Origin of the sequence: Sphingomonas sp. BK235 (assembly GCF_004345855.1) — a bacterium.
In the GTDB taxonomy this organism is placed as follows: domain Bacteria; phylum Pseudomonadota; class Alphaproteobacteria; order Sphingomonadales; family Sphingomonadaceae; genus Sphingomonas.
Genome location: NZ_SLXN01000004.1, coordinates 170,984 through 187,068 on the forward strand (window position 1 = coordinate 170,984; position 16,085 = coordinate 187,068).

A 16,085-nucleotide genomic window follows, 5' to 3' on the forward strand; every position below is an offset into this window, starting at 1 on the left:
TTCATCGTCATCCCGGCCTTGCGCCGGGATCCATCGTTCCGCGCGAGCAACGCTGGCGACGCTCGCGGCGTCATGGATCCCGGGTCAAGCCCGGGATGACGAGGGGTAGGCTGCTTCCGCGGCAGTGAATCTCTTGGTGCGGATCAACGCATCTTCGCGCGAGCGATCACGGGGCCTCTCATCGGCGCTTAGCGGCGAAGCGGCGCCGCACCGCCCCGTACATACCCTTGCCTTTCACAAGATAATATAACATTGCACATCGGATGCATCAGCTCACCGCCGCCGCGCAGTCGGCGCCCCGCGTCATCGCGGGGCGGCTCCCCTCGATCGACTCGCTGCGCGGCCTGGTGATGCTGCTGATGCTGGCGGACCATGCGCGTGAATATTTCTTCCTCAGCGCGCCGGTCAGCGATCCGATGGACCTCGCCGCCGCCACGCCCGGGCTGGTCGCGGCGCGGCTCGCGGCGCATCTGTGCGCCCCCGTGTTCATCGCGCTCGCGGGCGTCTCGGCGTGGCTCTACGGCGCCGCGCGCCCGCGCCTCGCGACCGCGCGCTTCCTGCTCGAGCGCGGGCTGTTCCTGCTGGTGCTCGAGGTCACGCTGGTCGGCTTCGCGTGGAGCTTCTCCTTCACCCCGACGATGATCTACCTCCAGGTGATCTGGGCGATCGGCTGGTCGATGATCGCGCTGGCGGCGCTGGTGTGGCTGCCGCGCGCGGCGCTGATCGCGGTCGCGGCCATGCTGGTGCTGGGGCACAATCTGCTCGACCCGCTGGTGCTCGCGCGCGACCACCCGCTTCACCCGCTCTGGGCCGTGCTCCACCAGCGCGACCTGATCGCGCTCGGCGGCGGCGTCACGGCGCGCACCTCCTATCCGGTGCTGCCGTGGATCGGGGTGATCGCGCTCGGCTATGCGATCGGCCCGTGGTTCACGCGCGCGCCGGCGCAGCGCCAGCGCCTTCTCGCCGCCGCGGGCGCCCTGCTGCTGCTCGGCTTCGCGCTGCTGCGCGCGGGCGACGGCTATGGCGAGCCGGTGCCGTGGCACATGGAAGCGACCGCGTTGCGCACCCTCCTGTCCTTCCTCAACGTCACCAAATATCCGCCGTCGCTCGACTTCCTGCTGCTTACCCTGGGGATCGGCGCGCTGCTGCTCGCGCTGTTCGAGGCGCGGGCGCAGCGCTGGCTCGCGGTGCTGGGCGGCGCGCCGATGTTCTTCTACCTGCTCCACCTCTATGCGCTCCACCTCGTCGCGCTGGCGGCGGGCGGGCGCGAGCTGCCGACGATCGGCCATGTCTGGCTGCTCGCCGCGGCGATGGCGCCGCCGCTGTGGTGGGCGACGCGCTGGTTCGCGGGCGTGAAGCGCCGCCACGCCAGCCGCTGGCTGCGCTTCTTCTGATCGGGCGGGCCTAGCGCCGCGGCGCGTCGGGCAGCAGTCGGTCGACCCAGCCACCCAGCCGGCCGTGCGACCAGGCGAGCGCGCGATACAGCGCCAGCGCGGGGCGCGCCCAGCGCAGGTACAGCCCCGGCCGCCCGGTCCGCGCGGCGAGCCACGCCAGCCGGTGGCTCCAGCGCGCGATCGCGGCGCGCCCGCGATACACCAGCCGCCGCCGCAGCGGCAGCGCGCGGGCCGCGGGCGCGACGCGCTTGCGCTTCGCCACCCCGCCGCGCCAGCGCCGCCACGTCAGCCGATAGGCCAGCCCCTCGCGGCGGTGACGGAACCCCGCCGCCTGCGTCGCCTCGACGAAGCCGGCGTCCACCTCCTCCAGCGCGAGCCGCCCCTCCGCCACCGCGGCGCGGATCAACCCGTCGATCAGCGGCGTGCGCGCGATCACCACGTTGGTGCCGCGCCCGTCCGACGCATAAGGCTCGACCCAGGCGTCGCCGAACGCGACGTCGGCGGTCTCGGCGACGACGTCGTCGCACATGTCGCACGCGCTGTTCTGGAAGAAACCAGCGCCCCAGTCGCCGTCGGCGAGATGCCACCAATCCTCGGCGCGCGCGCTGCCGTCGTCGAGCGTCAGGTGCGCGCGATACCAATTGGCGGGACGTCCCGCGTCCTTGATGCGATAATCGACCGCGCGCACCCGATCGCGCGGCGTGTCGAGCTGCCAGGCGAAGCTGTCGACCAGCCGCGCGCTCTTCTGATGCCCGCAGAACAGCCCGAGCACGTGCGGCACGCGCGCGCGCAGCACCGGGTCGCGCGCGCGCTCGAGCTGGATCATCTTGGCGAAGCACGGCACCGCCACGATCGCATAGCGGCCGGGCGTGGCGCGGATCTCGCGCAGGATCGCGGACAGCTCGACCGGATAATAACGCGACTTCGCGCCCGATCGCAGCGCCGCCGCGTCGCGCGACAAGCGATAGGCGAAAAAACGCCCCTCGTCGCGCGGCGAGTCCGACGCGACGACATGCGCCACCGCGTCGACCGCGCCGGTGCGGAGCAGCTCGGCCGCGACCCAGCTCACCATCCCGCCCGAACTGCCCGTCCCGCGCCACGCGCCCTCGGCGACATGCCCGACCCAGGTCGATTCGTGACGGCCGAGCAGCGCGGTCGCGCGCGGGGCGGCGGGGAAGCGCTCGGCCGCGATCGCATCCTCGTCGCGCGCCGCCGGGGAGAAGGGGCAGCGCAGCGCGAACGCGGCCGAGCGTTCCGCGGCGAAGGCGCCCGCGGGCTTCCAGGTGCCGTAGCGATCCCACGCCATCGCGCCGTCCGCCGCCGCCGCCGCGCAGCCGCCGCAGCCGATGCACAGCCCCGAGCCCACCACGTCGCGCGGGGCGAGTGGCTCAGCCAAGCGCGTGGCGCAGGTACAGGAGCGACTCGGCGCGCAGCCGGTCGATCCGCGCATAGACCGCCGGCGCGGGCGGTGCGGTGAGCAGCGCGTCATAGTCCCCCGCGCCCAGCCCCGGCGCGACGATGTGCCGCTCCGCCCCCAGCGCCGCGGCGAGGTCGCGCACCTTGTTGAAGCGATAGGGCGAGGGCGCGGTGACGAACGGGGTCCGGTTGTTGAGCGCGAAGACGCAGCCGTGGAAGAAATTGGTCACCAGCGCGCGCGCGCCGGCGGCGCGGGCGGCGAATTCCTCCGGGCCGGCGCCGATGTCCTGCTCGTGCGCCCAGTCGTTGCGATAGCCGATGCTGACCAGCCGTACCCCGCTGCGCCCGCTCCAGTCGCGCATCTGCTGCTGGAGCCAGTCGGGGAAGCCATGGCCATAGACCAGCGCATAGCCCCCCTCCCCCTCGCGCGGGCGCGGCGGCGCGGCGGCATGGACGCGTTCGCCGAACTGGAGCACCGGGTCGAGCACCAGCGGCGGGGTCTCGCCCAGCGCGGCGGCGACCAGCGCGCGCGAGTTGGCGTCGCGCACCGATACCGCGGTGAAGCGCCGCAGCCGCGCCGCCCAATCGTCCGAGATCCCGTCGGCGGCGTCGTGGTTGCCGAAGCTGGCGGCATAAGAGACCAGCCGCGGCGCGCTGAGCCCCTCACCGAAGAAGATCGGCGCGCCGCCGTACCAGGGGTGACGGAAGTTCCACACCTCGTCGCTGCCGACCACGATCGCGTCATAACCGCGCGTGTCGGGCCGGTGGAGCGGGAAGCGCGGCGATTGCGGCAGCCGGTCGAAGGCGGCGACGAACTTGCGCCCCTTGCTCTTGTACGCGGGCAGGTCGCTGCGGCGGGTGCGCTCGGGGAGGGTCGGCTGGAACGAGCAGCGCCACTCGGCGCGCGCCACCGCGTCGCTGTGATGATCGAGCAGCCGCGCGTCATGCCCCAGGCCGCGCAACCCCTCGGCGAGGCAGCGCGCCTGCCAATAGGACCCATAATTGATGCAGCGGTGGAAGGTCAGGATACCGACGGTGCGCGGGGGAGACGTCATTGCCGGCACAATCCCTCGCACTTCCAAGGAGTTCCGTTAGCCGGGGGGTGGGACCATCTGTCCCATCGCAGGGGCCGCCGGGCGCGCCTACATCGCCGCCATGGACCCGACTCGCGCGCCCGATCCCGCCACGCTCGGCGGTAGCGACAAATTCCGCTGGATCATCCGCAGCGGCTGGCACGGCCTGTGCCCGCGCTGCGGACGCGGGAAGATGTTCCGCTCCTGGCTCAAGATCGTGCCGCGCTGCGACGCCTGCGGGCTCGACTATCGCTTCGCCGCGCCCGACGACGGGCCGGCGTTCTTCTCCTTGTGCATCATCGCGCTGCCGCTGACCGCCTTCGTGGTGTGGCTCCAGGTCGCATTCGATCCGCCGGCCTGGGTGCATCTGCTCGTGTCGGTGCCGGTGATGGCGCTGGGGACGCTGCTGCCGCTGCGCCCGATCAAGGGCTGGCTGGTGGCGTCGCAATATGTCAACCGCGCGCAGGAGGCGGGGACCGGCGCGCTCTGGGCCGACCTCCACGGCGACGACGCCGCGCCGTGAGAGTCGCGGGGGCGGCGGTGTTGCTGCTGCTGGCGGGCTGCGGCGACGACGGGGTGGCGGCGCGGCGCGCGCGGCTCGGCGCCAACGCGACCCTGGCAGCGCGGCTGGCGAGCGCTGACGCGAGCCGCGGCGCGCGCTTGTTCGGCGCCTGCGCGGCGTGCCACACGATCGGCGCCGGGGCGGGCGACCGCAACGGCCCGAACCTCCATGGCGTGATCGGTCGCGCGGTGGCGGGCGGGAGCGCGCGTTATGGCTATAGCGCGGCGCTGCGCGCGCACGGCGGGCGCTGGGACGCGGCGGCGATGGACGCGTGGCTGCGCGACCCCGCGCGCGTGGCGCCGGGGACGACGATGCGCTTCGCCGGCGTGCGCGACCCGATCGATCGCGCGGACCTGATCGCCTATCTCCGCGCGGCGGGGTCGCGCTGAACGGCGGCGCGGCGGATCCGGCGCGGGCGCCCCGCACCGGCGAGGATCGGCTTGGCGGCCCTGTTCCTGGGTCAGCCTCCGCTTGTGTCGCCGCGCCGGCACGATCAGCGTCGCGCGATGCGGCGCCGTGTCACGCCTCCCCCCGGTCGCACCATGGCCGAGCGGCGCGCCGCCGACGCCGTCGGGCGCCGCGGCGAACGGATCGCGGCGTGGTGGCTGCGGCTACAGGGATGGGAGATCCTCGATCGGCGCGTCCGCTCGCGCGCGGGCGAGGTGGATCTGGTGGCGCGGCGCGGCACGCTGGTCGCCTTCGTCGAGGTCAAGACGCGGCGTAGCGCCGCCGCGCTCGACACGGCGATCGACGCGCGCCGGCTCGCCCGCGTCGCCGCCGCGGCCGAGGTGCTGATGCCGCGCTACGCCGCGCCGGGCGACGACATCCGCGTCGACGTCATCCTGCTCGCCCCCGGCGTGCGCCCGCGCCACATCGAGAATGCCTGGATCGACTGACGCAAGGATCGTTCGTCCGCGGCTGCCCGCACCGTCCAGTTCCCTACCTAGACACCCGCTTCGTATAACATATTTGCATTTATAGAAAGTATACCATACGCTGCCGGCAGGGGAAGAAGGGGAACTGCCGATGCTTATCTGTCGCTTGCTGCGCTCCACCGCGGTCGCCGCGCTCGCTGCCGCGGCCACTGCCGCCCAGGCGCAGGCGCCGCAGACCGAGCCTGCCGCGCCCGAACCCTCGGTCACCACCACCCCCGCCCCCGCCGACACCGCGACCGCCTCGCCCGGCGGCGGCGAGGTCGTGGTCACGGGCACGCGGCTGCGTCAGCCCGGGCTGCAGAGCAACAGCCCGATCACCGACGTGAGCGCGGCCGAGATCCGGCTGCAGGGCGCGACCAACATCGAGAATGTCATCAACCGCCTGCCCCAGGTCACCGCGGCGGCGAACGAGAATGTCTCCAACGGCTCGGACGGCACCGCGCGGATCAACCTGCGCAACCTCGGCGACGTGCGGAACCTGATCCTCGTCAACGGCCAGCGCCTGCTCCCGGTACAGGCCAACGACGTCAATTTCATTCCCGGCTTCATGGTGCAGCGGGTCGACGTCGTCACCGGCGGCGCCTCGGCGGTCTATGGCTCGGACGCGATCTCGGGCGTGGTCAATTTCATCCTGCGCGACGATCTCGACGGCGTCCGCGGCGACGTCCAATATGGCTTCGCGGCGCACCACAACGACAACAAGGGGCTGCGCGACCTCGTCCGCCGCAACGGCTATGCCACCGCGCTCAACAGCCCGGTCGACGGCCAGCGGCTCGACGCCAATATCGCGGTCGGCAAGAACCTGGGCGACCGCGGCAACATCACCGCCTATTTCGGCTATCGCGACGTCAAGCCGATCATCCAGGCCAATCGCGACGTCTCCGCCTGCGCGCTGGACCCGAGCGCGGGCAACAGCGCCTACACCTGCGGCGGATCGAGCAACAACATGTACGGGCTGTTCCAGCCGCTCACCGGCCCCAACGCCGGCACCGCGTACAACAACACGCGCGACGGGCAGAAGAGCTGGGTGCCCTATGACGCCAGCTTCCGCTACAATACCGCCCCGCTCAATTACTTCCAGCGCGCCGACGTGCGCTATACCGCGGGAGCGTTCGCCAAATATGAGTTCCACCCCGCGGCGGAGCTGTATGGCAGCTTCATGTTCATGCACGACCGGAGCTTCTCGCAGGTCGCGCCGTCCGCGCTGTTCCAGGGGACGACCTATACGATCAACTGCGACAACCCGCTGCTCGGCGCGCAGCAGGGGCAGCTGCTCTGCGGCAACGCTTATGGCAGCGGGGCGCGGCAGGACCTGTTCATCGGCTATCGCCCCGTGGCGGGCAACGCGCAGCCGCGTCGCGACGATCTGCGCCGGATCGACTATCGCGCCACCGCCGGGCTGCGCGGCGAGATCGCGGAGGGGATCGGCTATGACGTCGGCGGCCTCTACTCGCGTGCGCTGCTGCGCGAGACCTATATGAACGACATCGACCCGGTGCGCGCCAACCGCGGGCTCCAGGTCGTCTCGGTCAACGGCACGCCGACCTGCACCGCGGTGGTCGACGGCAGCGATCCCGATTGCGTCCCGCTCGACGTGTTCCGCTACAACGGGATCGCGGACTCGGCGTTCGGCTATATCTATCGCCCCGCCTCGACGCGCGGGCTCGACGAGGAATATGTCTACACCGGGTCGATCAACGCCGACCTGACGTCCTACGGCGTGACGCTGCCCTGGGCGGACCACGGCCTGGGTCTGGTGGTCGGGGTCGAGCACCGCCGCGAGAAGCTGCGCTTCACCGCCGACGCGCTGTCGCAGCAGAAGGGGATCAAGGAAGCCTTCGGCCGCTTCCACGTCACCGACCTGTTCACCGAGGTGCGGCTGCCGATCGTCGAGGGCAAGGCATTCGCGGAGGAACTGTCGATCACCGGCGGCTATCGCTATTCGGACTACAGCAACCTCGCCAAGGGCGTGTCGACCTACAAGGGCGAATTGTCCTGGGCGCCGGTGCGCGACCTGCGGCTGCGCGCCAGCTACAATCGCGCGATCCGCGCGCCCAACATCAGCGAGCTGTTCGCGGCGCAGCAGGTCGGCAACGTCTCGGCGCAGGATCCCTGCTCGGGCGCGACCCCGATCGCCAGCGCCGAGCGCTGCGCGCTGACCGGGGTGAGCGCGGCGCAATATGGCCGCATCATCGCCTGCCCGACCGACGTCTGCTCGGCGCAGAGCGGCGGCAATCTCGCGCTGCGCCCCGAGGAGGCCGACACCTATACCGCGGGCGTGGTGCTCTCGCCCGCAGCGCTGCGCGGCGTGTCGCTGTCGGTCGATTATTTCCGCATCAAGGTGCGCGACTATATCGCCCCGATCCCCGCCTCGCTGACGATCAGCCAGTGCGTCGCCACCGGCGACCCGTTCTTCTGCGGGCTGTTCCGGCGCGACCCGCGCAACGGCGTGCTGTTCGGCGAGAACGGCTATGTCGTGTCGACGACGCAGAACACCGGCTCGCTCAGGACCTCGGGGATCGACGTCGGGCTCAATGCCGCGGTGCCGGTGGAGGCGCTCGGCCGGGTCGACCTGTCACTGGTCGGCACCTGGCTCAACGATCTCGTCAACGAGCCGCTGCCGGGGCTCGGCTCCTATGACTGCAAGGGGCTGTTCGGCCCGACCTGCGGCCAGCCCAGCCCGGCATGGCGCCACCAGGCGCGGCTGACCTGGGCGGCGCCGGGGGACAAGGCATCGGTGTCGCTCAACTGGCGCTACATCGGCGCCACAAGGCTGAGCAGCAACACCGACAATCCGTTCCTGGCGGGGGACCGCTACACGCTCAACTCGCGGATCGGCACCTATCAATATGTCGATCTCGCGGTCACCGCGGCGCTGCGCGAGGGCGTCGGGTTGCGGCTCGGCGTCAACAACCTGCTCGACCGCGATCCGCCCGCGATCGTGCAGGGGCTGCTCGCGGCCTTCGGCAACGGCAACACCTATCCGGGCGTGTACGACGTCGCGGGGCGGAGCTTCTTCGTCGGCCTGTCCGCCGAGTTCTGAGGGGCGGGCACGACGCCTTCTATAATGAGGGTCGTGAGCGCCACTTTGGAACAGAGCGGGATGGACCTGGGGGATATCGAGCGGAGAGCGGAGCGGTTCGCCGCAGAGGGGCCAGCGGGCGAACGCCTCGATTTCTCGATCGACAGCCTCGCCGCGATCGACGCGTGGCTCGACACCGCGCGCGCGCGGCGCGGCGCGCGCGCGGCGGACTGGGTCGCCGGCGCGGGCTGCTACGTCGGCGAGGTGATCCGCCGCCACGTCGGCGGACGCTGGCGCGACCGCGCCGCCCCGGCGACCCGCCGCGGCGGCTGGTGGCGCCTGGGCGGACGCGACGACTTCAACCCCGTGCTCGATCTCGACCGTCTGATCATCACGCCCGTCGACAAGGTGCGCGCGCGGCTGGGCGACGCGGGCGAGGACACGATCGAACGCTATTATGACGCGGTGGAGCGGATGGTGATCCCGCGGATCGAGGATCTGGCGTGACCGCCTGACCGCGCGCTCAGCGCGAGAGGCGCCCGTCGTGGAGCGCCGCGGCCTCGAACGCGAACAGCACGTCGGGGTCGGGCAGCGGCACGGTGCGCGCGATCTCCGCCGGCGCGGTCTGGTGGAGCAGGTGCGCGATGATCGCGCGCCGCGCCGCCTTCTTGTCGTCGGCCTGGACGCAATGCCACGGCGCCAGCGGCGTGTGCGTCCGCGTCAGCATCGCGTCGCGCGCCGCGGTATAGTCCGCCCATTTGTCCTGCGCGACCGCGTCCATGTCGGACACTTTGAGCGCCTTGAGCGGATCGTCGCGCCGCGCCTGGAGCCGGTCGCGCTGCTCGTCCTTGGAGATGTCGAGCCACAGCTTCACCAACGTGATCCCGCTCTCCACCAGCATCCGCTCGAAATCGGGCGCGTCGCGCAGGAACTCGGCCTGTTCGGCGGCGGTGGAGAAGCCCATCACCACCTCGACCCCCGCGCGATTGTACCAGGAGCGGTTGAAGATCACGAACTCGCCCGCGGCGGGCAGATGCGTCACGTAGCGCTGGAAATACCATTGCGTCCGCTCGCGGTCGGACGGTTTGGGCAGCGCGACGACGCGGGTCGCGCGGACCGAACTGTGCTCGGTGATCCGCTTGATCGCCCCGTCCTTGCCCGCGCCGTCGCGCCCCTCGAGCACCAGCACGACGCGCTCGCCCGAGCGCGCCGCGGCCTGCTGGGTGTGGACCAGCGCGAGTTGCAGCTCCTCGAGGCTGGCGTGCCGGTCGTCGTCCTTCTTGCTCATCCGCGTCGCGCTCCGTGCCGGGTCCGGCAGCTATAACGCACCGGCGCCGAAACGATGCGCGGCGGTCACTGCGCCGCCATCGGCCCCTTGAACAACAGGCCGAAATAATCGCCCTTGTTCCAGCGCGGGCGATCGGGCGCGTCGGCGATCTCGCGCGCGATCCGGTAGTTGGCGTCGACGAAGCGGACGCCCTGGTCCCACAGGATCGGCTGCGACAGGTCGTCGCACGGCTTGTGGTAGCAGCGGTCCATGAAGGCGGCGACCGCGGCCTTGCCCGGGCCCTTCTGCCCCGGCCACAGGAAGACCGAGGGCACACCCTTCTGGACGAAGCGGAAGTGATCCGAGCGGACGAAGATCGCCTCCTCCGGCATCGGATCGGGCGACAGGCCGACGCCGATCCCCGCCACCGCGCGCGCGATGATCGGCCCCAGCGTCGAGCGGTCGCCGCCGAACGCCACCATGTCCTCGAACCGATAGGTCAGGATCGGCATGTCGAGGTTCACGTCGGCGACGATGTCGGCGATCGGCACGGTCGGATGGTTGACGAAATAGTCGCTGCCCACCAGCCCCTTCTCTTCCGCGGTGACGGCGAGGAAGAGCACGCTGCGCTTGGGGGCGGCGGCCTGTTTGAAGCGCTTGGCGGCCTCGATCAGGCTGGCGATGCCGATCGCGTCGTCCAGCGCGCCGTTGTAGATCGTGTCGCCGTCCACCGCCTTGCCGACGCCGACATGGTCGAGATGCGCCGACAGCGCCACCGTCTCGCGCCCGACCGCGGGATCGCTGCCCGGGATCATCCCGAGCACGTTGCTGCTCGGCAACGCGCGGAAGCTGGTCGCGCTCTCCACCGTCAGCGTGCCCGCGGCGGTGACGGGGCGCGCGCGCAGCACCTTGCGGCGCGCGGCGCGCGCCATCGCCGCCCAGTCGCGGCCGAACAGCTTGGCCGCACCCGCCGGGGACAAGGTGCCGAGCAGCGGCACCGCGGGCGTGGCGGTGCTGCCGGTGCCGTCGGGGAGCGCCCAGGTGACGCGCTCGCTGTCATAGCCCTTCTTGACCGTGTCGAAGCCGGGCGCGCCGCGGCCGGCGCGGCGCAGGTCGGCGATCGCGACCGCGCCGACCGCCCCGTGCGCCGCCGCCGCGGCGAGCCGCGCGGGGGCGCCGCCGAGCGTCGCCGCGATCTCGCTGGGCAGGCCGGCGGGGACGCCGCCGACATAAGCGACGATCTTCCCGCGCACGTCGACGCCGGCATAATCGTCGATGCCATAGGCCGGGGCGGAGAGGCCGTAGCCGAGATACACGATCGGCGCGGACACGTTCGTGGCCTTGGCGGCGGGATTGGCGGCGGGGACATAGTCGCTGCCGAAGACGAGCGCGCGCGCCGCGGCGTTCGCGCCGGTCCAGCGGAACGTGCCCTCGCCCGCGATCTTATAGGCGGTGAGCGGCACCTTCTGCAGATAGCCGCCGGCGTCGCCCATCGGTCGCAGCCCGGCGGCATAGAATTGCGCGGCGACATATTGCGCGGCGATGTCATATTCGCCGCTGCCCGCGTCGCGCCCGCGCATCGCGTCGGAGGCGAGGAACATCACATGCGCCTTCATCGCGGCCTGGTCGGCGGGCAGCGGCGCGGTGAGCCGCGCCATCCGCGCGGCGTCGGTGGGCGCGGCGGCGGCAACAGCCTTGGCGGGTGCGGCGGGCGGCGGAGTCTGGGCGGTGGCGGAGAGGGGGGCGGTGAGGGGCGCGGTGGCGGCGAGCGCGAGCAGGAACGGAACGGCGAGACGAACGGACATCGGCGGCCTTTGGCAATAGGAAAGAATTGCCGTAGCTCAGCTTTTCCCGCCGCGCACGCGGCGAATGCGGCGCACGGGACCGCCGCTTCGCGCCGAGGTGTGATCCGTCTGATACGAACCAGCCGCGTGCCCGGGCGGTTGCCGCAGCACGGTTCGAGCGAGGCGGACCGGGCTCTAGCCCAGCAGCCGCTCCAGCTCGGCGATCAGCCGCGTCAGCGTCACCGGCTTCTGCAAGCGCGCGACCTCGCGATAGGGCGGCGGGATCGTCTCGGCGTCATAGCCGCTCAGGAACACCACCGGCACCCCCCGCGCCGCCAGCGCATCGGCGAGCGGGAAGCTCAGCTCGCCGCGCAGGTTGATGTCGAGCAGCGCGGCGTCGAGCGGCGCGCCGTCCGCCGCATGCGCCAGCGCGGGGGCGAGGCTGGCGAACAGCACCACCGCCGCGCCGGCGTCGCACAGCGCGCGCTCCAGCCGCACCGCGACGTAGAATTCGTCCTCGGCGACGAGGAAGCGGCGGCCGGCGAGCGGCGCGGTCACGTCGCCGCGTCCAGCGGGACGTGGAGCCGGCACCGCACCGCCCCCGCGGTGATCGAATAATCGCTCGACGCGCCGAGCTGGAACGGCAGCGCGCGCTCGATCAACTCGCGACCGAAGCCGCGACGCTGCCCCGCCGCGGGCGCGGCGAAGTCGCCCGTCTCGACCCAGTCGAGGTCGAGCGCGCGCCCCGCGCCGCTGCCGCTGACGCGCCAGTCGATCGCGATCCGCCCCTCCCCGCGCGCGATCACGCCATATTTGCGCGAGTTGGTCCCCAGTTCGTGGATCACCAGCGCGAGCGTCTGCACCATCGTGCTGGGCAGCAGCACGTCGGGCCCATTCAGCGCGATCAACGCGTCGCCGCGCGCCATGCCCAGCGCGTCGCGCTCGGTCTCGAGCAACTGGCGGATCGTGATCGCCTCGCCGCTCGCCCCCGCGAGCAGCTGCTGCGCGCGCGCCAGCGCCTGGAGGCGATCGTGGAAGCTGGCGGCGAAGGCGTCGAGCGACTCGGTCGCCGCCATCGTCTGCACCGCGATCCCCTCCACCACCGCGAGCAGGTTGCGCGTGCGATGCTGCAGCTCGGCGACCAGCACCGCCTGGCGCGCCTCGAGCGCGCGCAGGTCCTCCACGTCGGTGAAGGTGCCGACCCAGGTCTGGTCACCCAGCGTCGAGGCGGTGGGCAAGGCGCGGCCCTGATACCAGCGATAGCGGCCGTCGTGCTGGTGCCAGATGCGGCATTCCACCTCGAAGATGCCGCGCGCCTCGGCCGATCCCCACGCCTGCTCCACCGCCGCGGCGTCGTCGGGGTGGACCGCTTCGAGCCAGCCGCGACCGAGGCTCGAGTCGGGATCGCGCCCGGTCACCTCGGTCCATTGCGGCCCCATCCAGCGCCATTGCGCGCCCGGTTCGGCGCACCAGACGAGCTGGGGAATACCCTCCAGCACCAGCCGCAGCTGCCATTCGCTGCGCTCGCGCGCGGCGCGCTCGTCCTGGCGGCGGCGCAGCGCCTCGATCCGCAACATGCTCGCGGCGACCAGGCTGGCGTAGATCCGCAGGAAGGCGAACTCGGCGGAGAAGTCGCGCGACTCTCGCGTGCTGATGTGGAGCAGGCCGAGCATCGGCGTCCCCGGCCCGTCGCGCAGCGGGATCAGCGCCAGCCCGCGCTGCTCGAAGCTGCGGAGCAGCCCGCGCGTCTCGAGCCGCGGCTCGTCGCGCGCGTCGGGGACGATCACGGGCTCACCGTCGCGCAGCAGCCGGCTCTCGAGCGACTGGTCGTTGCGCCGCGTCAGCCGCGCGCCGATCAGCGTCGGCGCGATCCCCGCGCCCGCGCGCACCTCGACCGAGCGGCCGTCGGGGGTCTGGCGGTACAGCAGCACGATGTCGGCGCCGACCGCGCGGCGGACGTAATCGCAGGCTTCCTGCAACAGCCGGTCGATGTCCTCGGACAGGATCGCGAGCTCGGCGAAGGCGGCGAGCATCTCATGCTGGTGAAGCGCGGCGTCGGGCGCGCGCGCCGACGCGGGAAACGCGTCCAGCGGCGATCCGTCAGCAGGCATCCCCTTCGGCCTCCACACGCCCCCGCCACCGTCTCTCGCGCGGCGTCGAACCAGCGTAAGCTGCCGAAATATCGGCAGAATGAATTGGATAAACTTGCAGACCGCACCGTGGTGCCGCGCCCCTTCACGCGCTCGATCCCGAAGTGGGACAGGCTGGTGCGCCCCCCGTCCGATCGGGGCAGGAACGGCCGTCCGATCAAAAAATTTTCGTTCGCCGCCCGTTCTCTTGCAATCGCGGAAGGCCGCGCAAGTCCGCGCGTCGCCGCGGCGCGGCAGGCCCCGCTCGCTGCTTAGGTCCGCCCCCGGTCGCTTTTACCGTCTTGCCGACCAGCGCGATCTGCCACAATCTGTAGAGGTACGGACGACACACGGACCCCAATGGTAGTAGAAGAACGCGGCGATCCCCATATCGGGTAGGCGCCGCGCGACGATCGCCGCGAGGTCGATGGTCTCTTTTTGTTCTCAACGGGTTCGGGGTCGGTTAGGATCGGGCGCTGCCTCGATTCGGGGACGAGGGCCAGGAGCGGGAGCGGCATGGCGATGGATTTCAGAGGAACGGACGGTGCGGCGATGACCACCGAGACGATCGACACGGCGACCGCGACCAGCGAGGCGCAGGCGACCCGCGAGGCGCAGCCCGGCAGCGACACGCCCGGCAGCGACACCATCGCCAAGCACGGCGCGCGCGCGCGGCCCTATCCGGTCGAGGTCGATCACGGGCGCGACGCGCTGCTGACCGACTTCGGCAAGGAGACGCTCAAGGACCGCTACCTGCTGCCCGGCGAGAGCTTCCAGGACCTGTTCGTCCGCGTCGCCTCGGCCTATGCCGACGACGCCGCGCACGCGCAGCGGCTGTACGATTATATCTCCAAGCTGTGGTTCATGCCCGCCACGCCGGTCCTGTCCAACGGCGGCACCGGGCGCGGGCTGCCGATCAGCTGCTACCTCAACTCGGTGCCCGACAGCCTCGACGGCATCGTGCAGACCTGGAACGAGAACGTCTGGCTCGCCTCGCGCGGCGGCGGGATCGGCACCTATTGGGGCAATGTCCGCGGCATCGGCGAGCCGGTCGGGCTCAACGGCAAGACCAGCGGCATCATCCCCTTCGTGCGCGTGATGGACTCGCTGACGCTGGCGATCAGCCAGGGCTCGCTGCGGCGCGGCTCGGCCGCCTGCTACCTCGACATCTCGCACCCCGAGATTGAGGAGTTCCTCGAGATCCGCAAACCCTCGGGCGACTTCAACCGCAAGGCGCTCAACCTGCACCACGGCGTGCTGATCCCCGATGCCTTCATGGCGGCGGTGCGCGACGGCGCCGAGTGGCAGCTCAAGAGCCCCAAGGACGGCTCGGTGCGCGGCACGGTGGACGCGCGCGCGCTGTTCCAGAAGCTGGTGGAGACCCGGCTGGCCACGGGCGAGCCGTACATCGTCTTCGCCGACCATGTGAACTCGACCATGCCCAAGCATCACCGCGACCTCGGGCTCAAGGTCTCGACCTCGAACCTGTGCAGCGAGATCACGCTGCCGACCGGCCGCGACCATCTCGGCAACGACCGCACCGCGGTGTGCTGCCTCTCCTCGCTCAACCTCGAGACGTGGGACGAGTGGAAGGACGAGAAGGGCTTCGTCGAGGACGTGATGCGCTTCCTCGACAACGTGCTGCAGGATTACATCGACCGGCACGAACCGGGGATGGAGCGCGCGGCCTATTCGGCCGGGCGCGAGCGCTCGGTCGGGCTGGGCGTGATGGGCTTCCACTCCTTCCTCCAGCAGCGCGGGCTGCCGTTCGAGGGGGCGATGGCGAAGAGCTGGAACCTCAAGATGTTCCGCCAGATCAACGCGCAGGTGAACGAGGCCTCGATGGTGCTCGCGCACGAGCGCGGGCCGTGCCCCGACGCCGCCGACATGGGGGTGATGGAGCGTTTCTCGTGCAAGATGGCGATCGCGCCGACCGCGTCGATCTCGATCATCTGCGGCGGCACCAGCGCCTGCATCGAGCCGATCCCGGCCAACATCTACACGCACAAGACGCTGTCGGGCAGCTTCGCGGTGAAGAACCCGTATCTCGAGAAGCTGCTCACCGAGAAGAGCAAGAACTCGGACGCGGTGTGGAACTCGATCCTCGAGCATGGCGGCTCGGTGCAGCACCTCGACTTCCTCAGCCAGGAGGAGAAGGACTGCTACAAGACGTCGTTCGAGATCGACCAGCGCTGGCTGCTCGAGCTCGCCGGCGACCGCACGCCCTATATCGACCAGGCGCAGTCGCTCAACCTGTTCATCCCGGCGGACGTGGAGAAGTGGGACCTCTTGATGCTTCACTTCCGGGCGTGGGAGCTGGGGATCAAGTCGCTCTATTACCTCCGCTCCAAGTCGGTGCAGCGCGCCGGTTTCGCGGGCGCGGAGGGCCAGGGCGGGGTCGAGGCGGACAACACGCTCGACAAGCCGCAATTCTCGCTCGCCGAGAGCACCGACTATGACGAGTGCCTCGCCTGCCAGTGACAGGACAGCGCGCGCGCTCCGG

General features: G+C 71.2%; 13 protein-coding genes. 7 read left to right on the forward strand and 6 right to left on the reverse strand.

Annotated elements, in window-relative coordinates:
* The first annotated feature begins 263 nt into the window (after positions 1 to 263).
* Complete coding sequence (locus EV292_RS12640; protein WP_132909580.1) at positions 264 to 1,394, forward strand: heparan-alpha-glucosaminide N-acetyltransferase domain-containing protein; 1,131 nt, start codon at positions 264 to 266, stop codon at positions 1,392 to 1,394.
* Positions 1,395 to 1,404: 10 nt separating this feature from the next.
* Here the strand turns inward: EV292_RS12640 and EV292_RS12645 are convergent, their stop codons facing one another.
* Positions 1,405 to 2,790, reverse strand: a complete 1,386-nt coding sequence (locus EV292_RS12645) for a Coenzyme F420 hydrogenase/dehydrogenase, beta subunit C-terminal domain (protein WP_243693754.1) — start codon at positions 2,788 to 2,790, stop codon at positions 1,405 to 1,407.
* On the reverse strand, positions 2,783 to 3,865 hold the full coding sequence (locus EV292_RS12650; RefSeq protein ID WP_132909582.1) for a polysaccharide pyruvyl transferase family protein: 1,083 nt from the start codon (positions 3,863 to 3,865) through the stop codon (positions 2,783 to 2,785). The genes EV292_RS12645 and EV292_RS12650 overlap by 8 nt, the downstream gene beginning before the upstream one ends.
* A 100-nt stretch (positions 3,866 to 3,965) precedes the next feature.
* Between EV292_RS12650 and EV292_RS12655 the strand changes: the two genes are divergently transcribed.
* The 5 genes from EV292_RS12655 (at position 3,966) to EV292_RS12675 (ending at position 8,909) form a co-directional block, all read left to right on the forward strand.
* Positions 3,966 to 4,406, forward strand: a complete 441-nt coding sequence (locus EV292_RS12655; protein ID WP_132909583.1) for a DUF983 domain-containing protein — start codon at positions 3,966 to 3,968, stop codon at positions 4,404 to 4,406.
* A complete protein-coding gene (locus EV292_RS12660) occupies positions 4,403 to 4,834 on the forward strand; it encodes a c-type cytochrome (protein ID WP_132909584.1) in 432 nt (143 codons plus the stop codon). The genes EV292_RS12655 and EV292_RS12660 overlap by 4 nt, the downstream gene beginning before the upstream one ends.
* 153 nt (positions 4,835 to 4,987) lie before the next feature.
* Positions 4,988 to 5,341, forward strand: a complete 354-nt coding sequence (locus EV292_RS12665; protein WP_132909784.1) for a YraN family protein — start codon at positions 4,988 to 4,990, stop codon at positions 5,339 to 5,341.
* Positions 5,342 to 5,471: 130 nt separating this feature from the next.
* Complete coding sequence (locus EV292_RS12670) at positions 5,472 to 8,423, forward strand: TonB-dependent receptor (protein WP_132909585.1); 2,952 nt, start codon at positions 5,472 to 5,474, stop codon at positions 8,421 to 8,423.
* A 33-nt stretch (positions 8,424 to 8,456) separates the two neighbouring features.
* A complete protein-coding gene (locus EV292_RS12675) occupies positions 8,457 to 8,909 on the forward strand; it encodes a hypothetical protein (protein WP_132909586.1) in 453 nt (150 codons plus the stop codon).
* Positions 8,910 to 8,925: 16 nt separating this feature from the next.
* Here EV292_RS12675 and ppk2 read toward each other — a convergent pair whose 3' ends face one another.
* From ppk2 to EV292_RS12695, 4 genes are all read right to left on the reverse strand, one after another.
* Entirely contained in the window at positions 8,926 to 9,690 is a 765-nt protein-coding gene (gene ppk2, locus EV292_RS12680) for a polyphosphate kinase 2 (protein ID WP_132909587.1), read from the reverse strand.
* A 65-nt stretch (positions 9,691 to 9,755) separates the two neighbouring features.
* Positions 9,756 to 11,474 carry a M28 family peptidase gene (locus EV292_RS12685; protein WP_347812592.1) on the reverse strand — a complete coding sequence of 573 codons (1,719 nt, stop codon included), beginning with the start codon at positions 11,472 to 11,474 and terminating at the stop codon, positions 9,756 to 9,758.
* Between the two features lie 174 nt (positions 11,475 to 11,648).
* The gene (locus EV292_RS12690; protein ID WP_132909588.1) at positions 11,649 to 12,011 is read right to left on the reverse strand and encodes a response regulator; all 363 of its coding nucleotides are present in this window, start codon (positions 12,009 to 12,011) and stop codon (positions 11,649 to 11,651) included.
* Positions 12,008 to 13,564, reverse strand: a complete 1,557-nt coding sequence (locus tag EV292_RS12695; RefSeq protein ID WP_132909589.1) for an HWE histidine kinase domain-containing protein — start codon at positions 13,562 to 13,564, stop codon at positions 12,008 to 12,010. The genes EV292_RS12690 and EV292_RS12695 overlap by 4 nt, the downstream gene beginning before the upstream one ends.
* A gap of 540 nt (positions 13,565 to 14,104) precedes the next feature.
* On the opposite strand from EV292_RS12695, the gene EV292_RS12700 reads away from it, so the two are divergent.
* Positions 14,105 to 16,063 (forward strand): ribonucleoside-diphosphate reductase subunit alpha, encoded by a 1,959-nt coding sequence (locus tag EV292_RS12700; protein ID WP_132909786.1) that lies wholly within the window; start codon positions 14,105 to 14,107, stop codon positions 16,061 to 16,063.
* The last annotated feature ends 22 nt before the right edge of the window (positions 16,064 to 16,085 follow it).